The following is a 24,585-nucleotide window of genomic DNA, read 5'->3' on the forward strand; positions in this document are numbered from 1 at the left end:
TCAAATTACAGATCCAAACAACTGCGCTTCTGCAACAGTAACTTTATTTGTTACCAATACAGATGATACTACAGCAATAATTAATGCAGAAGACGATTTCATGGATGGTATTGAAGTTTCTAACTCTCTGGGAGCAACAGCAGTTGTAAACGTTTTAAATAACGATACTATTGATGGAATAGCAGTAAATGCAAATGAAGTAACCATAACTTCCTCTACCAATTTCCCAAATAACATTTTTCTAAATGCAGATGGAACTATTGATGTAAATGAAAACACACCAACAGGAACCTACGATATATTCTATACTATTTGTCAAATTACAGATCCAAACAACTGCGCTTCTGCAACAGTGACTTTATATGTATTCAATACTTCAGGTAGTATTAATGCAGTATATGACTGGATAAATGCTGTTGGTACACCACAAGGACAAACGCTTTTAAATGTATTAAATAATGACACCTTAAATGGTTTAGATGCTACACCAAATAATGTGACTATAACGGTAGGCGATGGTAATCAAGGAGATTATATATCTTTAGATGCCAATGGTGATATTTCTATGCCATTAGAGTTTACACCTTCGGCAGATTATCAATTTCCATATACCATATGTGAAATTGCAAACCCAAATAATTGCAGTACTTCATCGGTTAGTATATATGTAAACAATACAATTACGGCTGTAAATGATGCATTAGACGCAATAGATGGTAGTGCTACAGCAACTTCTATTTTAAATGTATTAGATAATGATACTTTAAATGGAGGAACGATGATAAATTACGCAGTAACTGTAAATACAATATCGAATAGTAGTGGCGATTATTTTGTGTTAAATACCAACGGAACTATTGATATATTAATTGCTAATGTACCTTCAGGGACGTATACTATCGATTATCAAATATGTGAAAATTTCACTAGTAATGATAACTGTTCTACTGCATCTGTAACATTAATTGTAAACTAAAAAAAAATAATTATTTTAAAATCACAACATGACTAAAACAGCATTAATAACAGGAGCAGCATCTGGATTAGGCTATGAGTTAACTCTTTTATTAGCCAAAGACGCTTACAAATTGATATTAGTTGATATTAATGCAGTAAATCTAGCTAAAGTAAAAGATGAATTAGTACGTGGTTTTAAAGTAGAAGTAATAACGCTAGCTAAAGATTTAAGCCTTCCAAATATTTCACAAGAAATTATAGACGATATAAATAACGAACCAATTGATGTGTTAATTAATAATGCAGGATTTGGTTTGTTTGGCTCTTTTGCTGAAACCAATTGGGAGCGAGAATCTGCTATGTTGCATGTGCATATAATGACCACAACACATTTAACTAAACTGGTTTTAGAGGGTATGGTAAAACGTAAATCGGGTAAAATATTAAACATGTCTTCTCTTGCGGCTTTTCAACCAGGACCTTTAATGTCTATTTATTATGCTTCTAAAGGTTATATGCTTTCTTTTTCTGAAGCTATTGCATGTGAACTAAAGGGAACAGGAGTTTCTGTAACCGCTTTATGTCCTGGGCCAACAAAAACGCATTTTCAAGAAACAGTTTCAGAAGATAGTAAAGAAAATAAAATCACTTTTAATATGGCTTCCGCCAAAGCAGTTGCTGCTTATGGTTATAAAGCCATGTTAAAAGGGAAACCTGTGGCAATACCTGGAGGTTTTAATAAATTTCTTGCTACACTACCAAGGTTAATGCCTAGAAATGTAGCTGCTAATATTGTTAGAAAGATTCAAGAAAAAAACAGAGAAGATTAACTGTTTCCTGTTTTTTGAAAAACCTGAAACATACGAAAGCTAATGGCTAAAAAACAGCCAAATGTAAACGTAAATAACCAAACTTCTAAGTGTTGATTTGGCTGTATAACCATGTGTAATATATCCTTAAAAAGGATAGAAGGGTGTTGTAAAATATCCCAAGAATTATAGCGTAAAAATCTACCCAAGTAAATACCAAAAGCAGTTAATAAAAGAATTGCATGCATAAGATAACTTACCTTGTTTTTACTAAAATAATTTTGCAATAATTTTTTTATATCTACCATACTTAAAAAGAATAGCATTAACCCATTATAAGCAAAGGAAGTTACTAGTAAAACATCTAACCAAAAAAATGGGTTTTCACTAATTTTTAAATGTATTAGGTCTGTAATAATATAAGGCGCATTAGGTAAAAAGAGCAACCAAATACTAAACGCTATTGCAAGTTGAAATTTGTTTGTTTTTTCTCTGCTTTTTAAGTAGATTGTAATTGCATAAGGTATCACTGCAAGAAACAAGTTCCATACTAAAAATATGAAAAAATAAGTGTGTGTAATTTTTATTCTAACCATTAGTAAAAAGATACTTAAAAGCATAGAAGCACTAAGGAGTGAAATGACTTTGTATTGATTAAAGATATGGGATTTTAAATTATGCATTGTTTTGTGTTTTGTGTTCAAAAATTAGAATGGTAATAATACCTAATGTGTAAGCGATTAGATCTTGAATACTAAAAGTACTTCCTAAAATAATTTTAGCTACTGTGTTGTTTTGAAGCTTTAATACTTCTAAAAAATGGGTGAGTTGTAAAAACTCGATACCATAAGCAATGATAAAAACTGCTATTGCGATATAAAATGGTTTTGTTTTTATAACACTTTTAAACATACAATAGAGTAGTATAACGACAAGGTAATCGCCAAAAGTATGTCGGATAAAACCATCTTTTAAAAAGGTTGCAATAAAAGCTTCTACTATAAATAGTACAATGGCTGCTATGCTGTAGTTTTTGTTACATTGAAATTTCATAATTAAAAATGCTTGCTTAAATCTAAAGACCATAAAACTAAAAAGAAGTAACCTATTGCTATTGGTATGTTTAATAATAAGATAGCGCAGGTTTTTAGTATTTCGATTCTAAATTTAGGTTTTACAAAAGCGGAAATAATTAGAATAACTAATAAAATAAGGTTTATCCAAAATGCTATTAGTATAAAACCGAATCCGATTTGTTCTAGGTTTTTTAGATTATCAAAATATAGGTAAACGGCTAATAATACTGTTCCTATAATAAAGCTGGTTGCTGCTGTTATTTTACTGGTTAAAATTATATTTTTCATGATAGTTACTATTTGCGTTAGCGATTGCAGTGGTATCCTTTTTGCGAGATTATAAAGTGAATTAGTTCTATTGGCTTACAAGTTTGTTATTAATAAAATATTGAAACAAGTTTAGCTCTGTTTTGCAAAAAGATTTAACGTAAAGCGCGACCCTTTGAAGCTTTTTTGCGAAACGGGTAACGTCCTACTTATTCATTATCCGTTTGTCCAATCTATTTTTCTAGACACAAACATAACAGTAGCTAGGATGAGGAATAAACCAATGCTACCAACTAATAATGCGTAGTTTTCTAATTGAATGATTACGTAAATAAAGGTGTAAAGTGCTGTGAGTGATACCCCGATAAAAATGGGGAATTTAAAGTTTTTTAGTATGGATTTGGAATAGAGTGTGATGAGTACAATTACCGAAATACCTGCAATAAGATAGGCTTTTAAAAAGTTACTGTGCTCGGAAATAGAAACGAGTAAGGTATAAAACATGGTGAGTGCAATACCAATCATTAAATATTGAAAAGGGTGAATGTTTATTTTGCTTAAGCTTTGTATAAGGAAGAAAATGAGGAAGGTTAAACCAATAACTAGAAAACCGTATTTTGCAGAGCGTTCGGATTTTTGATACTCGTCTACCATGACCATAAATTTGGTGCCAAAAGCAAAGCTGTTGAGGTTTGGTATTTTGTTAAGGTGTTGTTGCGAGAAAGCTCTATTAATGTGAAGTATTTTCCAGTCTGCTGTAAATCCGTTTTTGGTAATTTCTTTGGTTTCGTCGTCTGGTAAATAGTTGCCAATAAAGCTTGGATCTGCCCAATTAGAAGTCATGCTCATGGTTGTGGTTTTACCAATAGGGATTAATTCTATTTGCTTGCTACCATTAAAAGCCATTGTAATATTAAAATTAGAATTCCTTGTTTCGGTAATATCTTCGGTTTTTATAAATCCAGATTCTAATACGTCTAGACGATTGTGGTTATTATTGTTGGTGTCATTAAAATTGGTTTGAAAAGAATAGGTATTGTTGTTTAGTTTTAAAAGCATTTCACTTTTAATACCTTTTAGGTTAGATGTTTTTATGATTACGCTTGCTTTGTCCCAAATAATGTCTTCTTTTTTTATTCCTTTTGAAGAAAGGTCTGTAGGGATAAAATACCCTGAAAAATCCATGTTGGTTGTAAAAACAGCAGATTCGAAGTTACCTCTGTTTAAGGTTTTAGAATTTACTGAAGCTTTAGTATCTAGATTTTCGGGAAAGATATATGCATAATTAATATGTGTTTGGGTTTCTTTAAAGTAGGTTTTTGTCTTTTCGTTATAGGTTTTTGTTTCGCTATAAGTTTTATAAGGGATCTTTAAAATGGGACCATAGACTAAAACATGATTCCCCCATTTTTGGTTGATTTCGTTTACTACATCCTGTTGCCTAAATGCACGTTCTTTTATTAAGCTTTCTATAAACGATAATGGAACAAGTAATATTAAGGTTAAAAAACCTATCATAAGCATTCTTGCAGTTATAGATGTTTTTAGCCAATTGGTGAATCTGTTTGTATTATGTTTTTGTATTTCTTCCATAGTAAAAGTGTTTTAGATTTTTGTTGTTAATAGAATGTCTAATTGTTGTTTCGAAAAAATGCTCATTCTAAATGAATGTATGTTTACTTGTAATAGTTTTTTATAATCATATTGATGAAAAGAATTTGCGTTTTTACCTATTAAGTAAGACTTGTAATAGTACTTGTAATACTCTGGGAGAATAATTACGCCTAATACAATTGCTCCAAATAAATAAGGACTTCTTTTTCCGTTTCCAAAGCATAAACATTGTAGTGCAATCTCGTCTTCTACTTTGGAGCCAAACCCAGTTAAAGTATGGTAGGCATCATGTCTTTCTACTTTAGAAATTAATTCGAAGTTGTTTTTATCTAAAAATTCGCCAAGATGTTTACCTAGAGAAGCCTCTGGATAGGTTAAAAGCTCTGCTTTGTAAATTCCCCATGGTTGATGCTTTTTGAATATGTTGGTATATATTTTTTGAGATTTTTCAAAAAGCCATTCGATAAGTTGTTTTCTTTTTTTCATAAATATAAAGTACTTTGAATTTCAAAGTAAAAGATTAAAAAAATATTTCTATCCCTTGCAAGGAAGGAGTTTATTGTTTGTTAATTAATTTTTCAAGCGCTTCAATATGTTTTTTAAATGCAGCTCTACCAAGATTTGTTGTTGCATATCGTGTGTTTGGTTTTCGGCCAATAAATTGTTTTTCTACTGTAATATATGCTACTTTTTCAAGTGCTTTGGTGTGACTTGCTAAATTACCATCGGTAACTTCTAGTAGCTCTTTAAGCATTTTAAAATCGGCATATTCGTTAACCATTAAAATAGACATGATGCCTAATCTAATGCGATGATCGAAAGCTTTATTTATGTTGGTTATTATACTCATATATTTCCTGAACAAGCAGGAATTTTTTTATTTAAGTTTGGTGTTGCTCTACTTTAGTAACCTTTCCATTTTCAAAATAGATATCTAATACATCTGGATCCATACTAAAAAGTCCGGGAACAAATCCAATGCCATAGGCAATGTGATTTTGGTTGTATGTGTAAAAATCTTTTCCTAATAATTCGATTATTTCTTCTTTTGTTTTTCCGATTAATATTTTACTTTCTATGATGTCTTCAGACATTTTATACCTCTCCTCAATATTAGTTTCCCATTCTTGTTTATCGAAATCATTGGTAGGATAATACGAAATCGATAATATCCATAAATACATTAGTCCGATATAAATTATAGGACTTAATAATATAGCTGGTATTAGGGCTATTAATTTTCTGTTCTCGTCGTTTCCTAGATTAAATTTTTTTAAGCCCCACTTTGATAAAAAGTAGGAAGGAATAGCAAGAATTAGAATTATTAGAAAGCTCATCTATTGGTAATTAATTTCATTCGTGTCTATTGTTTTCATTTTCTTAAAAAGCACTGCAATAGCAAAGCAAATAAAACCAATAATTATCGCAACAGGAATTAATATTATAATTGCTTGCTTTGTTGTTTTTCGTTTTTCTTTTTGGATTAAATAGAATTCTGCTTGTTCAGACATTTCGTTGGCATCTATAGAGCCATTCTTGTCTATATCAAATTTTTCAAATTGCAGATGAAACTTTTGGTTGGAATAATACGTAAAGGTTACTCCAAGTACATATATCATTAAGGTAGCAATTAACCCTGTCTTTATTGTATTACTCATTTCTTATCGTATTTAATATACATTATAGTTCCGTAAACAATATGTAAAAACCCGAAGCCTATAACCCAAAGTATAAAGCCATAACCAGGAAACAGCGCGCAAATTAAACCTAAAATAATTTCTATGAAACCTAAATACCTAATATCTCCAATACTATATTTGGATGCATTAACAAGTGCAAGACCATAAAAAATGAGCATTAAAGCCCCAGCTTGTCCATATTTTTGTTGTGCTAAAATGATTAAAATATAAATACCTCCAGTAATTAGCGGAATTAAAAAGTTAAAGATTAAACGTTTTGAAGAGGTGTCCCAAATTTTTTCATTATTCTTTTTTGCTTTTCTAGTGGTTAAAAATATTGCAGTTGCAATACTAAAAAAAGCTATTAAGGCTAAAATAAGTAAGCAAGTTTTAAAGACCCAACCATCTAAAAGTAATGTGCCATAGCTATGATTTATTACCAACCAATATGCAATAGTTGCACCAATTAGTGCGTAAATCCCAGCTAATATTCCTGATAAGCCACTTAAAGAAATAAATCTTGAAGATTTATTCATTAGGTTTTTAATCTCACTAATGTCTTTTAAATAATCTTTAGCTTCCATATAAAAGTACTTTGAAATACAAAGTAAATAAAAATAAAGCAATGTTACAAGTTAAAAGTTTCCTAAATAAATTTTATTATTTTTAAGCATGAATCCAGCTGAAGATTATATAGTTAACCAACCTGAGCCATATCGTGCTATATTAATGCATTTACAGGCAGTAATTGAACATACTTTACCTGAAGCAGAATTGAAGTATAAGTGGCGAATACCTTGTTATTATATTAATAAAAAACCTATTTGCTACTTAAATGCTACTCATAAAAAAGCATTTGTAGATGTTGGCTTTTGGCATTCGGCACATATCTCTAAAAAGTATGTAGATTATTTAGTTAGTGAAAACAGGAAATTAGTAAAATCATTACGTTATACAGCTTTAGAAGAAGTAGATGATGCTATTTTTGTTGCAATTCTTGAAGAGGTATATAAACACAAAGACAAAAGTTTTTATAAGTAAAGATAAATACTAGATAAAAGTAGATTAAATTCTAAATCTTCCTCCAACAGAAATGACACGTTGTAAGTACCAGAAATGTTGCGAAGCACTCTCGTTGCTATTACTTGTTGTTCTAATGTCTGGCATATTAATAAAACCACCTCTTAAATCGGTTTCTATAAAAAAGTATTTATAGAAAGTAAGGTTTAGTCCAACGTTTAAAGAAACACCATAGCCAGCTACATGAAACTCATCATACCTTTCTTTTTGTAAAAGTGTCGTGTTTGTTTTTGGATATAGAGCTCCAGCACCAAAACCTTCGGTTAAATTTATTTGAAAGATATCGGTATTATTAATTTTTAAAAGGGAAGAAATATCATCAAACCTATTAAACTCTAAATACACATAATTTAAGCCATTGGTGTGTTCGAATTTTAAGAAGTCTTCGGAAACAAAATAGGAGTCTCCACTAAATTCTTGGTTGTAAATGCTGCCTTCTTCGTCTTCCGGAAGGTCTATATAGCCACTAACATTTTTATATTTATTTCTTTTCATTACATATTTCATATGGTCTACACCAAAAGCGATATTGTATTTGTTAGAAATAAAATAACCAACCTTCACATTGGTTTGCGGTATGGTCATTCGTGTAGGGTTAATATAATCGATATGCCAACCTTTTGGTTTGTCTTTAGCAGAAGCATCGTGAATGGTAAAGTCGTAACCTTCCCCTTGAAATCTAATATCCGATTTAGAAAAGGTTTCTCTGTTTCCTCCCCAGCTTATAAAAAACTTTCCTTTGTTATTCGCTGTGTATTTTTCGGTATTAATTTCTACTTGCGTTTCTTGAGCAGTTGTAAATACAGAAAATAATATTAAGCTAAATAGTGCTAGTTTTGTTTGCGTAGCATTTTTCATTACAAATATGATTTGGGATAATTATAATGCGTTTATAGTTTTTCTAATAGCTACCAAATTGGTGAGCAATTTTTCTAAATTATCTAAATGCAACATATTAGCGCCATCACTTTTAGCATTTGCAGGATCAAAATGTGTTTCAATAAATAAACCATCAACATTATTTACAATTCCAGCTCTAGCTATAGTTTCTATCATATCTGGTCTTCCTCCAGTTACACCAACACTTTGATTTGGCTGTTGTAAAGAATGTGTTACGTCTAAAACCGTAGGTGCGTATTTGCGCATGGTTGGTATGCCACGAAAATCTACAATCATGTCTTGGTAGCCAAACATGGTACCTCTATCTGTAATCCATGCTTTATCGCTTCCTGAATCCTTTACTTTCTGTACTGCGTGTTTCATGGCTTCGGGACTCATAAATTGCCCTTTTTTTAAGTTTACCACTTTACCTGTTTTTGCGGCAGCAACGACCAAGTCGGTTTGACGCACTAAAAATGCTGGGATTTGTAAAACATCTACATATTTTGCAGCAAACGCAGCATCGCTAGCTTCATGAATATCTGTAACCGTTGGTACATCAAATTTTTCGGAAACTTTCTTTAAAATCTCTAGAGCTTTTTCATCTCCAATTCCTGTAAAACTGTCAATTCTACTTCGGTTTGCTTTTTTAAAACTCCCTTTAAAGATATAAGGAATCTCTAATTTGTTAGTAATTTCTACTACTTTTTCGGCTATCCGAAATGCCATTTCTTCACTCTCAATAGCACAAGGTCCTGCTAAAAGGAAAAAATTATTAGAATTGGTATGTTTTATTTTTGGAATATCTTGAAGATTCATCAACTTAAAATTTAAGCGACAAAGGTAATCAATTTAAAAAGTTTTTTTCATACTATTTCTCATAATCCATAATGCCATGAAAAAGTTAGCGGCAACTGTTAATCCACCATAAAGAGCAAACTGTTTTGAAGCATTAGATATGGTAACAATATGAAATAAATCAGATAAGTATGCTAATATCATATACGAAGATAAACACACAAATGTAATACCTAATCCAAAGTTTAATTTCTTATTAGGTTTTATTAGTTGCCATAAAAACGGGATACCAAATAATAAAATAGGATAGGCAGAAACACCTTCACTTTTATTTATATCTGTAAACCAATAAGCAATTATTGTTAAGTAATATAGATATGGGATGAATTTGGAGTACTTACTAATTTGGTTCATAATGCTATTAATTTTTAATTAGGGATAATTTGTAATTCTGTTTAGTTGTTTTAGGGAACAATTAAATATTAGAACGAAAAGTAGTAAGAAAAATTACAGTATTTTTCAATTATAACAAATTATTAACTAAAAAAGAATTGATATGTTAAAATGTAATATCAATAATCGGTAATGTAATAAAGCAGTAGCGATTTTGAGCTGTTTTTATAATGTATTGAAATCCAGTATATTTTATGGAAATTAGAAATAATTTATAAGATGCATATATTCACAAGAATTTAATGTACCTTTGCACGCTTAAAATAAGGCACTATTATGGCTAATATTAAAAACATTGCAATTATTGCACACGTAGATCATGGTAAAACTACATTAGTAGATAAAATCATGTACCATTGTCAACTCTTTAGAGAAAACCAGAATACTGGTGATTTAATTCTAGATAACAACGATTTAGAAAGAGAAAGAGGAATTACAATTACTTCTAAAAACGTATCGGTAGTATACAAAGACACAAAAATTAATATCATTGATACTCCTGGTCACGCCGATTTTGGTGGAGAAGTAGAGCGTGTATTAAATATGGCTGATGGTGTTGTACTATTGGTAGATGCTTTTGAAGGGCCAATGCCTCAAACACGTTTCGTATTACAAAAAGCAATTGATTTAGGCTTAAAACCTTGTGTTGTTGTAAATAAAGTAGATAAAGAAAACTGTACTCCAGATGAGGTACATGAAAAAGTTTTCGATCTTATGTTCGAATTAGGAGCAGAAGAGTGGCAACTAGATTTCCCTACGGTATACGGTTCTGCAAAGAACAACTGGATGAGTGACGATTGGAAAGTAGAAACGGAAAATGTAGAACCATTATTAGATATGGTTATAGAGCATGTTCCTACACCAAAATTTGAAGAAGGAACAACACAAATGTTAATTACATCTTTAGATTTCTCTTCCTTTACAGGTCGTATTGCAATTGGTAGATTACAAAGAGGAAGTCTTGTAGAAGGACAACAGGTTTCTTTAGTAAAAGCAGATGGAACAACTACAAAAACAAGAATTAAAGAATTATTTATTTTTGAAGGTCTAGGACGTAAAAAAGTACAAAGCGTTCAAACTGGAGATATTTGTGCACTTGTTGGTGTTGAAGGATTTGAAATTGGAGACACTGTTGCCGATATAGAAAATCCAGAAGGTTTAAAATCTATTGCGATAGATGAACCAACAATGAGTATGTTATTTACAATTAACGATTCGCCTTTCTTTGGTAAAGATGGTAAATATGTAACATCTCGTCATATAAAAGATCGTTTAGCAAAAGAATTAGAAAAAAACTTAGCACTTCGTTTAGGCGAAACTGATACTGCAGATAAGTTTATGGTTTTTGGTCGTGGTGTATTACACTTATCGGTTTTAATCGAAACAATGCGTCGTGAAGGTTATGAACTTCAAATTGGACAACCACAAGTAATCATTAAAGAAATTGATGGTGTTAAATGTGAACCAATAGAAGAGTTAACTATTGATCTTCCAGAAACAGTCTCTGGAAAAGCGGTAGAGTTTGTAACCAAACGTAAAGGGGAGTTATTAAGCATGGTTGCTAAAGGAGAACGTATGATTTGTGAGTTTATAATCCCTTCTCGTGGTATTATTGGTTTACGTAACCAATTACTAACAGCTACTGCTGGAGAGGCTATTATGGCACACCGTTTTAAAGAATACCAGCCTTTAAAAGGAGAGATTCCTGGACGTATTTCAGGTTCTTTAATATCTATGGAAAATGGTACTGCTATTCCTTATTCTATTGATAAATTACAAGATAGAGGGAAATTCTTTATTGAACCAGGAGAGAGTGTTTACGAAGGACAAGTAATTGGTGAGAATTCTCGTCAAGATGATATGGCTGTAAATATTACAAAAGCTAAAAAGCAAAGTAATGTACGTAGTTCTGGAGCAGATGATAAAGCTAAAATTGTACCGGCAATTAAATTTAGCTTAGAAGAGGCTTTAGAATATATTCAAAAAGACGAATATGTAGAAGTTACTCCAAATCACTTACGTTTACGTAAAATTTGGTTATCGGAAACAGATCGTAAAAGAAACAAGATCGCTTAAGTAAAACTTAAGTGCTCAACAAAAAAACATTACGTCAAATAGTCCACTCTAATTATGTGGATTTATTTGGCGTAATTTTGGTTTTGGCCATTTGTATTTATAGAGATTTTCATGAAACCATTTATTTTAATGGAAAGATCGTATTTGGGATTCCTTTTGTAGAGCTGTATGCATATATTGTAAAAGGAGCTTTCCCAATTGGGCTTTTGTCTACTTTGGGAGCTGTTGTGTCTTTGTTAGCAGCAAGAATGATAGTTAAACAGCAAAACTTAGGAAATCTTATTGGTATTTTTACAACCGTTAATTCTGGTGTTATCGATTACCTTTTTGGTAACCGCTCTGCAATTATTACCTATCCTTTAACTTTTGTAATCGCTATAATAGCAACAAAAAAATGGCATGATGGGGAACGCGTAAAAAAAGCAGATGCAAAGTATTATTTGTTAATTTTTAGTGCTTTTTTGGTTTCCTATACATTAGTTTTTTTAGGGTTTTATTGGTTTGGTACAAATATTACTAATCCGTTTTTTAAGCACACTGTGGCTATTATTTTTGGTATTTCTTTGGTAGGAAACATAAGTACAGCTTTTAAATACGAACAGACATTTTTAACTTGGTCTTTTTATAACTTAGTGCAAATTATAAAAAATGTAATTCAAGGAAATATTGCTAATGTTGTAAAGTATGTTTTTTATATTATTAATGCTATACTTACTTTTTTTGACTGGAAAATAAATGGAGATATTAAATCTAAAGATATAAGTGAGTAGTAAAGTTTAAGTTTACTATATTTACAAAAAATTTTAATATGCATTTTTTATATTTCGATCCAGGTTTAGGAGCAATGATTGTTCAAGCAGTTGTAGCAGCAGTTGCAGGAGTTGTTTTGTTTTCAAAAGGGTTAATGTATAAAATAAAAACACTTTTAGGGTTTTCTAAAAACCAAGAAGAAGAAATGTTTGATGATATTGAAATTAAAGATCAAGATACAGAAAATAAACAATAGTTCGTGGTAGATAATAGCAAGCATGCTTCTTCATTTAGAGATCCTTCTGGTTATATTTTTACGGAAGAAGGCGTTATTAAAAGAGCTATTTTTCCTATATATTTTAAGCAATACGAAGCGCTAACTACTTCTGGATTTTTTGATAGTTTATTTATAAACAAACTATTAATTCCGCATAGCGAAAAATCTAAAACCGGAGATAAAATTGTTATTCAGCCAGATCATATTCCGTTTATAAGCTACCCTTACGAATGGAGTTTTAATATGTATAAAGAAGCTGCTTTATTAACACTTAAGCTTCAGAAGTACAGTTTAGAAAAAGGTTTTTCACTTAAAGATGCAACGGCTTTTAACATTGCTTTTCATGAAGGCAAAGCTATTTTTATAGATACACTTTCTTTCGATTTCTATCAAGAAAACTCACCTTGGCGCGCATACAAACAATTTATTACTCATTTTTTAGGTCCTTTAGTTTTAGCACATTATCATGGTGCACAATCTTTAAAGTTGATGAGCAATTTTATAGATGGAATTCCTATTAAAATGCTAGCTTCTATGCTTCCGTTTAAAACCAAAATGAATCCTTTTTTGTATTCTAATATTCATTTGTTAGCCAAATTTGAAGATAAGCATAACGAAGACTATAAAGGGGAATCTAAAGCTTCCGCTTTGTCTAAAAAAGGACAATTAAATATCATACAAAGTTTGTATGATTATATCAAAAAACTGTCTTTAAAAGAGCATAGCGAATGGGGGAATTATTATGATAAAACCAATTATAGTACAGATGCTTTTGTGGAAAAATCTGCAATAATTAATTCGTGGATTACCAATTTAAACACGAAAACGCTAATTGATGTTGGTGGAAATGATGGTACTTTTGTTAGAAAAATAACTACAGACTTACAGCAAGCTCTGGTTTGTGATATCGATAATAACGCAGTAGATTTTAATTATAAAGCCATTAGAGAAAATAAAGAATCCTTTATTACTCCTTTTGTTTTAGATGTTTTAAATCCGTCTGCAGCCATAGGTTTTCAAAATAAAGAACGGGATTCTTTTATAAATAGAATGAAAGATTTTACGCCAGATGTTACATTAGCATTGGCGGTTATTCACCACATGTCTTTATCTGGTAACGTAACTTTTGAAATGTCTGCGCAGTTTTTCGCATCGTTTTCTAAGCACTTGGTTATCGAATTCCCAAAACGAAACGATTCTTGGGTACAACGCTTGTTAAGTAGTAAGGTAGATTTTAAAGATTATTTTGATTGGTATTCTTTAGAGAATTTTGAAACCGCTTATGCTATATATTTTGAGGTAATAGAAAAAAAATCTATAGCAAATAGCGAACGCGTGATGTATTTGCTAAAGCCGAAAGATGTTAAATAATTTAAGAAATAAGGTTGTTGATTTTATTGATAGTAAAAAAGAAACTCCAATTATTGCTGCTCTTGCAGCAGGACTTTATCCTTTGTTATATTATTATGATAAGAATTTTACTTTAGTAAATTCTTGGAGTCAGTTTTTTTTCTTTGCATTTATATATATACTTATTCCTGCAGTTAGTTTTTATCTGCTTTATAAGTTTTTTTTTAAAACTAGCTTTTTAAAAAAGTATAGCGGCTATATATTACCAGTTTTAAACCTATCTATATTTACTTTTCTAATAATTTTAAGCACATTTGGATTTGATAATAAGGAAAATTTTTTATTATTATTAATACCAATTGCTCTAGGTGTTTTATTAAAAAAGCATTTTAAAAAAGTAATTGTATTTCAGCTCCTACTTTCCTGTTTTGTTTTTTCAAAATTACTACCAAATTTTCACAGACACTTAACATACTCTAGCGCTTGGATGCAACAACCAGATACTATTGAAGAAGTGCTATTTAAAAAAAGACCTAATGTTTATATTATTCAACCAGATGGTTATGCAAATTTTGCTGAATTAAATAAGAGTAATTATAATTATGATAATAGTAAATTTGAATCTTTTTTAGTAGAAAATAATTTTAAACTGTATCCTAATTATAGAAGTAATTACAGTTCAACTTTAAGTTCAAACAGTTCTATGTTTTCTATGAAACACCATTATTTCCATGAGCCAAAGCCAGGAATGAATGAGCTTTATAATGCAAGAGATATTATTGTTGGAAAAAACCCTGTAATTTCTATTTTTAAAAAGAATAATTATAAGACCCTTTTATTACTTGAAAAGCCTTATTTATTATTAAATAGACCCGAAATAGAATATGATTATTCCAATCTAATAAATAAAGAGGTCTCTTATTTATCCAAAGGAAATGTTATTGTAAGAGATCTAGTAAAAGATTTGGAAACTTCTATAATAAGTAATGCTAAAACTAATAATTTCTATTTTATTGAAAAAATAAAACCTGGGCATATAGCTAATTATAAAAGCGGTTCAAAAGGTGCTGATATTGGAAGATTAAATTATTTAAAGGAGCTAGAAGAATCAAATGTCTGGTTAAAACAAACTATTGATATTATAACTAAAAATGATTCTAATAGTTTGATAGTAGTGGTAGCAGATCATGGCGGCTTTGTTGGTATGGATTATACTTCACAGTCTAAAGTAAAACAAACAGAAAGAGATTTGGTATACACTATTTTTACTTCTGCTTTAGCTATTAAATGGCCAAATCAAGCTCCGAATTTTGATGATAAACTAAAAACGAATGTAAATTTGTTTCGAATTTTATTTGCTTACTTAAGTGAAAATGAACAGTATTTAGAACACCTTCAAGAAGATAAAAGTTATACTATTATAGAAAAAAAGGCTCCTTTTGGAGTTTATGAACTAATTAATGAAGAAGGGGAAGTTGTTTTTAATAAAATTCAATTTTGATTCTTTAATCCTAGAATACTAAAAAAGAAACTGAAAATAATTATTTGAATCCCTAATTGTAATGCTATAACAGCAGGTATAATACTTCGAATGGTAGTTTTTATATTTAGGTTTCCAAAGTTTAAAGCCTTCCAGTTCGAAAAGCCATTATAACTTAGACCTAATCCTATTAATAGTATAACGAAACCAAGAATAAGCCCTTTTTCTAAGTTTAAGAAGTGGAATAACTTATTGTATCTATTACTTTTGGGGAGTAAGCCATTTTCTACAGCATAAATTTTTGTTAATGCATAAAATACTATAAACTGAAAACCTATAAGTAAAAAGGTTGAAGTGTAAAGTAAGGTGTGCACATCTAATGTAAATGTTTCAAAAACTAACGGGCTTTTAATTAATAAAGTAGAAAAAATAAAACCAACTAAAAATAGAAGAATACCAGGATATAAAAACAACCAGTTAGGAGCATATAGCATTAAAAAACGTAAATGTCTCCAACCATCTCGCCACGTGTTTAAATGCGGAGGTCTTGATCTTCCATCTTCATGTAAAATGGTTGATACTTCTGCTATAGTTAGGTTGTTAAGTTTAGATTTCACGATCATTTCTGATGCAAACTCCATTCCTGTAGTTTGTAAATTCATTTTGTAATACGCTTCTTTAGAAAATCCTCTTAAACCACAGTGAAAGTCACCAATATGGATTTTAAAAAACAATCTCCCAATAAACGATAATACAGGGTTTCCTAAATATTTATGAAGCAAAGGCATTGCGCCTTTTTTTATTCCACCTTTAAACCTGTTTCCCATAACAAGATCATTACCATTTCTTAGCTCTTTTAAGTAAGGTAAAAGTGCTTCAAAATCATAACTATCGTCAGCATCCCCCATAATTATATACTTGCCATTTGCAGCTTCAATACCACCTCTAAGGGCAGAGCCATAGCCTTTATTTTTAACAGTAATGACTCTGGCGTTTAGTTTTTTGGCTATTTCTTGTGAACCATCAGTACTACCATTGTCTGCAATAACTACTTCTCCAGAAACAGCATGAAGCTTCATAAAGGTGAATGCTTTTACAATACAGGTTTCTAGGGTTTCTGCTTCGTTTAAACACGGCATTACAACAGATAGTTCAATCATTTTTCTTAGTAAGAATTAGTTTGTAAAGTTCAACAAAGATTAAAAAAATTAAAAAGTAATTATAAAATAAATATCTTATAATAGAATGGCTAACGAAAGATACTATAAGTGCATTTATTAAAATAAAAGAAGAGAAAAGAAATAGAATGGCAAACTTATCAGAATAAAAACGGCATATTTTTAATCCGCTAAAAAATAAAATAATAGCAATGAATATTAATAGAAAAACGGATTTAAAGCCATGAATGATATTGCTTAAATATAAAGGAAACCATTTACTAAAGTTGTTTTTAATAAGTATTGGAAACATTTTTTTTCCTGCTAATTCTATGTTGGTTCTAGCTTCAACAATTGATTGATTTTTGTCTAGATAGTATTGTGTCCCTTTGTTATGAAAAGTAGTATTGCAAATATGGACTAATTTTCCATGAAAATCGTTGTAGTACGCAGCAAAGGAAGCTCTTTCTTTACTAGACATTAGCCAATTGTTTTTTGCTGTAAAATCATGACTCATTTTAAAAATGTGTTTAAGATCGGGATCTTTAAATAAGTTTACGTTACTAGCTTCACTAACATATAATGCAGAAGCCATTGCGTTTACATATTTAAAAGGAGTAGAGATAAAAACACCGTCCTTTACTTTATGATAACTTTTGTCTAGTAATATAGGAAGTAGAGGAATAAAAAGAAGAATAATAAATGGAATTAACTTCTCTTGTTTAAAAATAGATTTCCTCCATTTTAATACATATATAAATGCTATAATAATTGGCAATAAAAGAAATTGACCTCTAGTTAACACTAACAATACATAGCTAATGGAAAGGAATATTAAAGACCTGTTATTCTTTTTAAATAAAAAATGTAGCGTAAAGGAGATAAATAATAAATACAAAGGATAACTAATAGCTTCCGAACAAATTCTATTAGCCATTAATAATGGTTCAAATAAAGGGAAAACTAAAATAGCAAATAATAGGATCTTAAAAACTAAATTGAGAGTTAGCAAGTCTAATACTTTTTTATATAGAATATGTATAGCAAATAGATTAAATAGTATCTGTATTGTCAGAATGACATAGTCAAAATAGTTTTGACTAAAAACTTGAATAAGCCTAGTGAAAATAGGGTAGCCAGGAGATCTAAAAATGTTTGCTTCTAAATAACTTGGAGAGTCAGGATAGTAAATAGCTCCTTTATACAGTAAGTAAAAAAAAATCAAAGCATAACCAAATAATAGAATGTAGTTAGTATTAAAAAGTTTTTTAGCTTTCAAAAGAAGTTTAATTTAGAGAGTTTAAATATAGAGTTATTGGATTAAAACAAGAGCTTATTCTTAAAATATATTCTAGTAATACGTATAAATAATATTGAAAATTAACTTTTCTTTATCCATCTATATAAAATTACCTTAGAGAAGAATTATAAAAGTTAGAAAATGACTAAATTACCTGCCTATTATAAAACTAGATAAAAAAAACGAATAAGTAAGTGATTTCACTTGCAAGTTGAATTTAGCACTATGATTAAAAACAAAATATTAAACTTCATAAATTCAGATAAAGATACGCCACTACTAGCAGGATTAATATGTGGTTTGTATCCTTTATTATATTTTTATTCTAACTACTTTTTTTCTAAAAACTCACTAGAACAATTTGCAACCTTTTTTCTTTTATTTGTGGGGGTTTCCGTTTTTGTTTTTACCATTTCTTATTTTATCTTTAATAGATTACCCGCTTTAAAAAAGTATAAAAAACATTTGCTTTTTGTTCTTGTAATTATTGTTGTTGCTACATTTTTATCTCAAATTATTTATTTCAAACTAATGAAGAAGGCTTTAGTTCTTATCTATATTCTTGCCTTTTTATTATCCTTTAAGTTTTACAAATCCTACAAGAAGCTTTTAGTATTAGTAGTACTAATGTGTATTTTTCCTTTTTGTAAAATTGTAATTTCTTTATATGATTCTTTTAAACCATTAAGCTGGCAAGAACAACCAGATGCTATTGAAAATGTGGAGCTAACAAAAACACCAAATATTTACTTAATACAGCCAGATGGTTATGTTAGTAAAGAGGTTTTAAGCCAGGCGCCATATAATTCGGAAAGTGAAATATATAATTGGCTAGAAACAGAAGGCTTTAAAGTATATCCCGATTTTAGAAGCAATTATCCAGCTACTTTGACCTCTAATGCATCCATGTTTAGTATGAAACATCACTATTTTGGTGAATATATTTTTCCTTCACTAGAAATGCTAAATGCACGAGATGTTATAAGTGGTGAAAATCCGGTTATTTCTATTTTGGACAAGAATAATTATAGTACATTTTTGGTTGTTGAAAATGAATATTTTCAACACAATAATAGTGATCAAAAGTATGATTATAGAAATATTAGCCTAAAGGAAATACCGCTTTTTAGTCATGGTGGAAATGTCGAAAAAGATGTTTTAGTCGATTTAAAGGAAATGATGAAAATAGATGCTTCTAATCCAAAATTCTTCTTTGTAGAAAAATTAATGCCGCATCACGTTATACTTTATGATGATATTACAGATGTAGAAATCGAAAGAGAATGGTATTTAAGTAGAATTAAGGAGGCCAATTTATGGTTAAAAAAAACGATCAATCATATAGCTATTCAAGACCCGGATGCTATTGTAATAGTAATTGCAGATCATGGAGGAATGCTTGGTTTAGATAACTTTACGGAAAAATATAATAGTATTCAAAATATGAATTCTATTTTTTCTTCATTATTAGCTATAAAATGGAATGGTAATTTAGTAGGAGATGAAGATGTGAAATTAAAATCCAATGTTAATTTGTTCCGAGTTTTGTTTTCAGTGTTAAGTGAAGATGAAACCTACCTAAATAATCTAGAAGAAGATGAAAGCTATTACCTAGATAATAAAAACGGTATATTCCGTAAGCCACAGCAAGCAATAAAAAGTAATGGCGATTATAATTTAATAAAGGAGGGAAACTAAACTTCAAAGCGGTTAAATTACATAAATAGCTTTTAAATTAGTAAATTCAGCTTTCTAAAAAAACGCAGTAATTATTTTCACGATACATAAATATAAACCGGGGCATAAAGCACTTTGGGATCGTTTTATAACGAAAGCCAAAAATGCTACTTTTCTATTTCATAGAGACTTTATAGAATACCATGAAGATCGATTTAACGATTACTCGATACTTGTTTTTAAAAAAGAAAAACTCATAGCTGTTTTACCTGCTAACTTTGTAGGGAATAAAATATACTCGCATCAAGGTTTAACGTATGGCGGAATGGTAGTTTTAGAAACCATAAAACTAAAAGAGTTTGCCGACTGTTTAAAAGCAGCCTTAAGTTTTTATAAAAAAAATGGGTTTGAAAGTATACAGCTAAAAGAGCTTCCTTCTTTTTATAGTTTGGTGCCAAATGATGAAATGCAGTATTTGTCTTTTATTTTGAAAGCAGATCTGATTCGTAGAGATACGCTTTCGGTTTTAAATGTGCAGCAAAAACCAAAGCCATCTAAAGATAGAATTGCAGGAAATAAAAGAGCTTTAAAAAATAATTTGGTAGTGGAAGAAGTAGAAACGTTCGATGCTTTTTGGAATACGATTCTCGTACCAAATTTAAATGCGAAGCATGAAGCGCAACCAGTTCATAGTTTAGCAGAAATTACATATTTAAAGCGTAAGTTTCCAAAACAAATTAGACAATTTAACGTGTATAAGAACGATGAAATTGTTGCTGGAACTACTATTTTTGAAACAAAATATGTTGCGCATTCCCAATACATTTCTGGTAATGAAGATAAAAATATAATAGGAAGTTTAGATTTTTTACATCTATATTTGATGCAGGAAGTCTTTGCCGATAAAGCTTATTTTGATTTCGGAATCTCGAATGAAAACCAAAGCAAAAATATAAATCAAGGATTGCAATACTGGAAAGAAGGTTTTGGAGCAAGAACCATTACGCAAGACTTTTACCAAATAGATTTAAAAAATATTAATAACCTTGATGCTATTTTTATATGATTAAGTTTCTAGACTTACATAAAATTAATGCACGTTTTGAAATGCAGTTTCAAGAACAGTTTCAACAGTTTTTAAATTCTGGTTACTATGTTTTAGGCAAGCAAGTAACAGCTTTTGAAACCAACTTTGCAAACTATTGCGGTGCCAAACATTGTGTTGGAACAAGTAATGGCTTAGATGCATTAATTTTAATATTTAAGGCCTATAAAGAACTTGACCTATTACAAGATAATGACGAGGTTATTGTGCCTGCAAACACATATATAGCAAGTATCATATCGGTAATGCAAGCTGGATTAAAACCGATTTTTGTAGAACCAGACCTAAACACTTATAATATTTCTGTCACTAATATTGAAAAGCAAATAACACCAAAAACAAAAGCGATTCTTGCGGTACATTTATACGGACAAATAGCAGATATGGAACGTATTAATATACTTGCAAAAAAGCATGATATATTAGTTGTCGAAGATGCAGCACAAGCACATGGTGCAGTGTATGAAAACAACAAAAAAGCGGGAAATTTAAGTGATGCTGCAGCCTTTAGTTTTTATCCGAGTAAAAATCTTGGTGCTTTAGGTGATGCAGGAGCAGTTACTACAAATAATACTGCTTTAGCAGAAGTGATTAAAAAAATAAGAAACTACGGTGCTTCCAAAAAATATGTAAATGAACTAATCGGATTTAATAATAGATTGGACGAAATTCAAGCCGCATTTTTAAATGTAAAACTTCCAACGTTAGATGCAGATAATGAAATTAGAAGACAGGTAGCAAAGCGCTATATTGCTGAAGTTAATAACGAAAAAGTAATACTTCCGTTTTATAATAATTCTAACAATCATGTGTTTCATGTGTTTGTAGTTTTAGTAGAAAATAGAGACCATTTTATAAATTATTTAGATCAACATCAAATAGAAACTTTAATGCATTATCCTATTGCGCCCCATAAACAAGAGGCATTTAAAGCATTTGAGTCATTAGAATTGCCAATAACAGAAGAAATTCATAAAAACATTGTAAGTTTACCTATGAGTCCTGTTCTTACAGCTGACGAGGTAACGCAAGTTATTAAAATTTTAAACGGCTATTAATTGAAAATATTTCGACCTACATTTTATCTAAAAAAAATATATGCAAATGCTTCCTCTATACGCAATAAATCAAAACGTGTAAACCGATGAAGCGCGTATTAAATTATATAAACTCTAATGTTTTATTTAAAGTTGCTTCGCTAAACTCTGCGGCAGTTTTAACTAAAATACTTACGGGTTTTTTAACCTCTAAAGCTATTGCTTATTTTATAGGAGCAGAAGGAATGGCTTTAATTGGGAATTTGCGTAATTTTTTACATTCCGCACAATCCATTTCTATTCTTGGGCTTTATAACGGCGTGGTTAAATATGTGGCAGAGTTTAAAGACAATGCTTTAGAATTAAGTAAAACCTTATCGACCGTCTTTTACTTAGGTTTTATATCTACTTTTCTGGTTTCTTTTTTAAGTTATTTTAATGCAGAACATATCAATAACTATCTTTTTCCAGCATATAATAATTATGCGTATGTAATTAAAATATTTGCAATTGCATTACCTTTCTATGCGTTGAATATGTTCGCTTTCTCCATTTTAAATGGGTTTTCCAAATATAGAATCATTCTTATTATTAGTATTATTGGTCAAGTTTTAGGAGCGCTTATAACGATTGTTTTAATTTGGTTAAATAAAATAGACGGCGCCTTAATTGCTATTGTAATTGCGGAGTCTTTAATTTTATTAATTACTCTGGTTGGTATTTTAAATCATCGAAACTTAATGCCGCTAGTAAAGGTTAAGAGTATAAGTTTTTCTTCTATTAAAAAATTAAGCTCATATTCGGTAATGGCATTGTTTTCTGCAATAATTTTACCTCTTGTAGCAATTGCAGTTCGTACTTATATTATAGATAATGTTAGTCCTCAAGCTGCTGGTTTTTGGGAAGCAATGACACGAATATCAAAGTATTATTTAATGTTTGTAAGTTCTTTGTTAACCTTATATATTTTACCTCGTTTGTCTGAAATAGATAACGTTAAAGAATTTAGAAAAGAAGTTTTTGGGTTTTATAAAACGATAATCCCCATTTTTGCGGTAGGTTTAGTTATTATTTATTTCCTTAGATCGTATATTGTTGCAATTGTTTTTACTGCCGAATTTAAACCCGTAGAAGATTTGTTTTTTTGGCAACTACTAGGTGATTTTGTTAAGATTTTATCCATTGTAATAGCCTATCAGTTTTTAGCAAAAAATATGTTTTGGCACTATATAATAACCGAAGCGTTTTCTGTACTATTAATGTATTTAGCGAACATATATTTTATTGACTTGTATGGTGTAAAAGGGGCAGCAATAGCTCACTTTGTTAATTACCTTATTTACTATGTGGTAATCTTATTAATCTTTAGTTCTTCGTTGTTTGGTGTTATTCCTGATGTAGATGAAGCTAATGACTAGTACGTTTTTTTTTTTTTCTGAATTGTATTTTTTACTATTAGAATGAAAGAAGTTCGTTTTAGATCCTATCCATCTTCAGTTGAAATAGAGAATACCTTTATTTGCTTCGAAGGAAAGGTTTTGCCTGAAAATGTTATACTAAGAGGCGCTTTAGTGAAAAGGATAAGGACATTAATTTAGCGCGTTATAGACCAAGCTTCTAAATACTTTTTAGCTATTAAAACGTAATGATGTTCTTTTTCAATAAAAGCTCTAGCGTTTTTAGAAATTTCAGCAATTTTCTCCGGATGTAGAATTAGCCATTCTAATTTTTCTGCAATTTTTTTAGCATCTGGTAAGGCATTTATAGCAATAGTATCTTCTTCAATATGATAATAATCTAACCATTCTTGTTCTGCTCCAGTAAAAACCACTTTTCCTTTTGCCATTGCTTCTAAGGCGTTATAACCTTGGTCATAAGCAAATACTTGATCCAGAAGGATATGAGCAGAATTATAAGATTTTATATATTCGGAATACGGAAGGCTTCTAGCTTCAATAATCTCAATTTTTGAGGGATATTTATCTTTAATTATTTGTAATGCTTCATCAAATAAATCATTACCTTTTTTGTAGTAATTCTTGTCATTTATGCCATGAAAAATTACAATCTTATTTGTAATGTTTATGGGCTCTACTTTTACTTTATCTGTGTTTATGGGGTTCGGTATTAAGCCAATATATTTATTGTCATTACGCATTGGTAAATGATAATCTAAGTCGCTTGAAATTACGCCTTGAATGTTTTTAAAAACATAATCATGTAATTTTTTAAAAGGTTTTGTACGCCATTTTAATACATTCCAGTAATTAGCTTTAGAGACTTTATTGTTTTCATACGGAGTAAAAATGGAGTATCTAAACTTTTTGTCAAAAGCATAATTTACACTGATATAATCGGTACCACAAGACAGTAAAAACACTTTTTTATTATGTTTGAAAAGGTGTTGTAATAATGTGATCTCTAATTTCGGAATTGTACAAAAAGGGTTTTCATTTATTAATTGGACAACATCAAAATTAACAAGCTTACTTTTGTGTTTGTTAATTTGCCTTTTCGTACTTAAAGAAGTAATATCTATTGCTGTTAATTTATAGATGATTTTTTTTGCTAAAAGTAGAATCCCTTTGTTATACGCGTTTTTTAAATAAATATCGACAGGATAATTTTTAAAGTCATCACCAAAACCGGCAATAGTAACTTGTGCTCCAAGCGATTCTAACCCTTCTTTTAAAGAATTATGTAATCTACTATATTCTCCTATTAATAAAATTTTCATTTACTATCTTTGGTTTCTAAAAATTTA

Annotated in this window: 27 protein-coding genes; 12 read left to right on the top strand and 15 right to left on the bottom strand. The window is 30.0% G+C overall.

The window, feature by feature from the left end:
* The coding region (locus Q4512_RS15180) for an Ig-like domain-containing protein (protein WP_303426147.1) at nucleotides 1-976 on the top strand (976 nt) is incomplete at its 5' end.
* Between the two features lie 28 nt (nucleotides 977-1,004).
* The gene (locus tag Q4512_RS15185) at nucleotides 1,005-1,787 is read left to right on the top strand and encodes an SDR family oxidoreductase (RefSeq protein WP_303426148.1); all 783 of its coding nucleotides are present in this window, start codon (nucleotides 1,005-1,007) and stop codon (nucleotides 1,785-1,787) included.
* Here Q4512_RS15185 and Q4512_RS15190 read toward each other — a convergent pair.
* From Q4512_RS15190 to Q4512_RS15230, 9 genes are all read right to left on the bottom strand, one after another.
* The gene (locus tag Q4512_RS15190) at nucleotides 1,784-2,449 is read right to left on the bottom strand and encodes a DUF1361 domain-containing protein (protein ID WP_303426150.1); all 666 of its coding nucleotides are present in this window, start codon (nucleotides 2,447-2,449) and stop codon (nucleotides 1,784-1,786) included. The genes Q4512_RS15185 and Q4512_RS15190 overlap by 4 nt on opposite strands.
* Nucleotides 2,442-2,819, bottom strand: coding sequence for a DUF2809 domain-containing protein (locus tag Q4512_RS15195; RefSeq protein ID WP_303426152.1), 378 nt, complete (start codon nucleotides 2,817-2,819; stop codon nucleotides 2,442-2,444). Before Q4512_RS15195 ends, Q4512_RS15190 begins: the two co-directional genes overlap by 8 nt.
* 2 nt (nucleotides 2,820-2,821) lie before the next feature.
* A complete protein-coding gene (locus Q4512_RS15200) occupies nucleotides 2,822-3,130 on the bottom strand; it encodes a hypothetical protein (protein WP_303426153.1) in 309 nt (102 codons plus the stop codon).
* Between the two features lie 195 nt (nucleotides 3,131-3,325).
* Nucleotides 3,326-4,702, bottom strand: coding sequence for a cell envelope integrity protein CreD (gene creD, locus Q4512_RS15205; protein ID WP_303426155.1), 1,377 nt, complete (start codon nucleotides 4,700-4,702; stop codon nucleotides 3,326-3,328).
* A gap of 12 nt (nucleotides 4,703-4,714) precedes the next feature.
* Nucleotides 4,715-5,209: a Coq4 family protein gene (locus tag Q4512_RS15210; RefSeq protein WP_303426157.1), complete on the bottom strand. Its 495-nt coding sequence runs from the start codon at nucleotides 5,207-5,209 to the stop codon at nucleotides 4,715-4,717.
* Between the two features lie 70 nt (nucleotides 5,210-5,279).
* Entirely contained in the window at nucleotides 5,280-5,573 is a 294-nt protein-coding gene (locus Q4512_RS15215; protein ID WP_303426158.1) for a transcriptional regulator, read from the bottom strand.
* Between the two features lie 31 nt (nucleotides 5,574-5,604).
* Entirely contained in the window at nucleotides 5,605-6,060 is a 456-nt protein-coding gene (locus Q4512_RS15220; protein ID WP_303426159.1) for a hypothetical protein, read from the bottom strand.
* On the bottom strand, nucleotides 6,061-6,381 hold the full coding sequence (locus Q4512_RS15225) for a hypothetical protein (protein WP_303426160.1): 321 nt from the start codon (nucleotides 6,379-6,381) through the stop codon (nucleotides 6,061-6,063).
* Complete coding sequence (locus Q4512_RS15230) at nucleotides 6,378-6,986, bottom strand: hypothetical protein (protein ID WP_303426162.1); 609 nt, start codon at nucleotides 6,984-6,986, stop codon at nucleotides 6,378-6,380. The genes Q4512_RS15225 and Q4512_RS15230 overlap by 4 nt, the downstream gene beginning before the upstream one ends.
* An 88-nt stretch (nucleotides 6,987-7,074) precedes the next feature.
* Between Q4512_RS15230 and Q4512_RS15235 the strand changes: the two genes are divergently transcribed.
* Complete coding sequence (locus Q4512_RS15235; protein ID WP_303426163.1) at nucleotides 7,075-7,443, top strand: DUF1801 domain-containing protein; 369 nt, start codon at nucleotides 7,075-7,077, stop codon at nucleotides 7,441-7,443.
* 24 nt (nucleotides 7,444-7,467) lie between these two features.
* Here the strand turns inward: Q4512_RS15235 and Q4512_RS15240 are convergent, their stop codons facing one another.
* Genes Q4512_RS15240 through Q4512_RS15250 form a run of 3 tightly spaced genes read right to left on the bottom strand, consistent with a single transcriptional unit; the run spans nucleotide 7,468 to nucleotide 9,573 of the window.
* The gene (locus Q4512_RS15240; RefSeq protein ID WP_303426164.1) at nucleotides 7,468-8,340 is read right to left on the bottom strand and encodes a hypothetical protein; all 873 of its coding nucleotides are present in this window, start codon (nucleotides 8,338-8,340) and stop codon (nucleotides 7,468-7,470) included.
* A 21-nt stretch (nucleotides 8,341-8,361) separates the two neighbouring features.
* Nucleotides 8,362-9,180 carry a 3-deoxy-8-phosphooctulonate synthase gene (gene kdsA / locus Q4512_RS15245; protein WP_303426166.1) on the bottom strand — a complete coding sequence of 273 codons (819 nt, stop codon included), beginning with the start codon at nucleotides 9,178-9,180 and terminating at the stop codon, nucleotides 8,362-8,364.
* Between the two features lie 33 nt (nucleotides 9,181-9,213).
* On the bottom strand, nucleotides 9,214-9,573 hold the full coding sequence (locus Q4512_RS15250) for a hypothetical protein (protein ID WP_303426168.1): 360 nt from the start codon (nucleotides 9,571-9,573) through the stop codon (nucleotides 9,214-9,216).
* Between the two features lie 315 nt (nucleotides 9,574-9,888).
* Here Q4512_RS15250 and typA point away from each other — a divergent pair, with 315 nt between their 5' ends.
* From typA to Q4512_RS15275, 5 genes are read left to right on the top strand one after another with little or no spacing between them, the layout of a single operon-like run.
* A complete protein-coding gene (typA, locus tag Q4512_RS15255) occupies nucleotides 9,889-11,688 on the top strand; it encodes a translational GTPase TypA (protein WP_303426169.1) in 1,800 nt (599 codons plus the stop codon).
* An 11-nt stretch (nucleotides 11,689-11,699) separates the two neighbouring features.
* The gene (locus Q4512_RS15260) at nucleotides 11,700-12,458 is read left to right on the top strand and encodes a nicotinamide mononucleotide transporter family protein (protein WP_303426171.1); all 759 of its coding nucleotides are present in this window, start codon (nucleotides 11,700-11,702) and stop codon (nucleotides 12,456-12,458) included.
* Nucleotides 12,459-12,496: 38 nt separating this feature from the next.
* Complete coding sequence (locus Q4512_RS15265; RefSeq protein WP_303426173.1) at nucleotides 12,497-12,694, top strand: hypothetical protein; 198 nt, start codon at nucleotides 12,497-12,499, stop codon at nucleotides 12,692-12,694.
* Between the two features lie 3 nt (nucleotides 12,695-12,697).
* A complete protein-coding gene (locus tag Q4512_RS15270; RefSeq protein WP_303426175.1) occupies nucleotides 12,698-14,086 on the top strand; it encodes a class I SAM-dependent methyltransferase in 1,389 nt (462 codons plus the stop codon).
* On the top strand, nucleotides 14,076-15,566 hold the full coding sequence (locus Q4512_RS15275; protein ID WP_303426177.1) for a hypothetical protein: 1,491 nt from the start codon (nucleotides 14,076-14,078) through the stop codon (nucleotides 15,564-15,566). Before Q4512_RS15270 ends, Q4512_RS15275 begins: the two co-directional genes overlap by 11 nt.
* On the opposite strand, the gene Q4512_RS15280 is transcribed toward Q4512_RS15275, so the two are convergent.
* Entirely contained in the window at nucleotides 15,557-16,705 is a 1,149-nt protein-coding gene (locus Q4512_RS15280) for a glycosyltransferase family 2 protein (RefSeq protein WP_303426179.1), read from the bottom strand. The two genes, Q4512_RS15275 and Q4512_RS15280, sit on opposite strands and share 10 nt — an antisense overlap.
* Nucleotides 16,698-17,639: a hypothetical protein gene (locus Q4512_RS15285; protein ID WP_303426180.1), complete on the bottom strand. Its 942-nt coding sequence runs from the start codon at nucleotides 17,637-17,639 to the stop codon at nucleotides 16,698-16,700. Before Q4512_RS15285 ends, Q4512_RS15280 begins: the two co-directional genes overlap by 8 nt.
* Nucleotides 17,640-18,227: 588 nt before the next feature.
* Here Q4512_RS15285 and Q4512_RS15290 point away from each other — a divergent pair.
* The 4 genes from Q4512_RS15290 to Q4512_RS15305 all read left to right on the top strand — a co-directional run bounded on the left by Q4512_RS15290 (nucleotide 18,228) and on the right by Q4512_RS15305 (nucleotide 23,239).
* On the top strand, nucleotides 18,228-19,700 hold the full coding sequence (locus Q4512_RS15290) for a hypothetical protein (RefSeq protein ID WP_303426182.1): 1,473 nt from the start codon (nucleotides 18,228-18,230) through the stop codon (nucleotides 19,698-19,700).
* 304 nt (nucleotides 19,701-20,004) lie between these two features.
* Nucleotides 20,005-20,745, top strand: coding sequence for a GNAT family N-acetyltransferase (locus tag Q4512_RS15295; protein WP_368389422.1), 741 nt, complete (start codon nucleotides 20,005-20,007; stop codon nucleotides 20,743-20,745).
* The gene (locus Q4512_RS15300) at nucleotides 20,742-21,842 is read left to right on the top strand and encodes a DegT/DnrJ/EryC1/StrS aminotransferase family protein (RefSeq protein WP_303426183.1); all 1,101 of its coding nucleotides are present in this window, start codon (nucleotides 20,742-20,744) and stop codon (nucleotides 21,840-21,842) included. Before Q4512_RS15295 ends, Q4512_RS15300 begins: the two co-directional genes overlap by 4 nt.
* An 86-nt stretch (nucleotides 21,843-21,928) precedes the next feature.
* Nucleotides 21,929-23,239, top strand: coding sequence for an O-antigen translocase (locus Q4512_RS15305; protein ID WP_303426185.1), 1,311 nt, complete (start codon nucleotides 21,929-21,931; stop codon nucleotides 23,237-23,239).
* Nucleotides 23,240-23,415: 176 nt separating this feature from the next.
* On the opposite strand, the gene Q4512_RS15310 is transcribed toward Q4512_RS15305, so the two are convergent.
* Complete coding sequence (locus Q4512_RS15310; protein ID WP_303426186.1) at nucleotides 23,416-24,558, bottom strand: glycosyltransferase; 1,143 nt, start codon at nucleotides 24,556-24,558, stop codon at nucleotides 23,416-23,418.
* Between the last annotated feature and the right edge of the window lie 27 nt (nucleotides 24,559-24,585).

The sequence above is a fragment of the Oceanihabitans sp. 2_MG-2023 genome, from assembly GCF_030547245.1.
GTDB lineage: Bacteria > Bacteroidota > Bacteroidia > Flavobacteriales > Flavobacteriaceae > Oceanihabitans.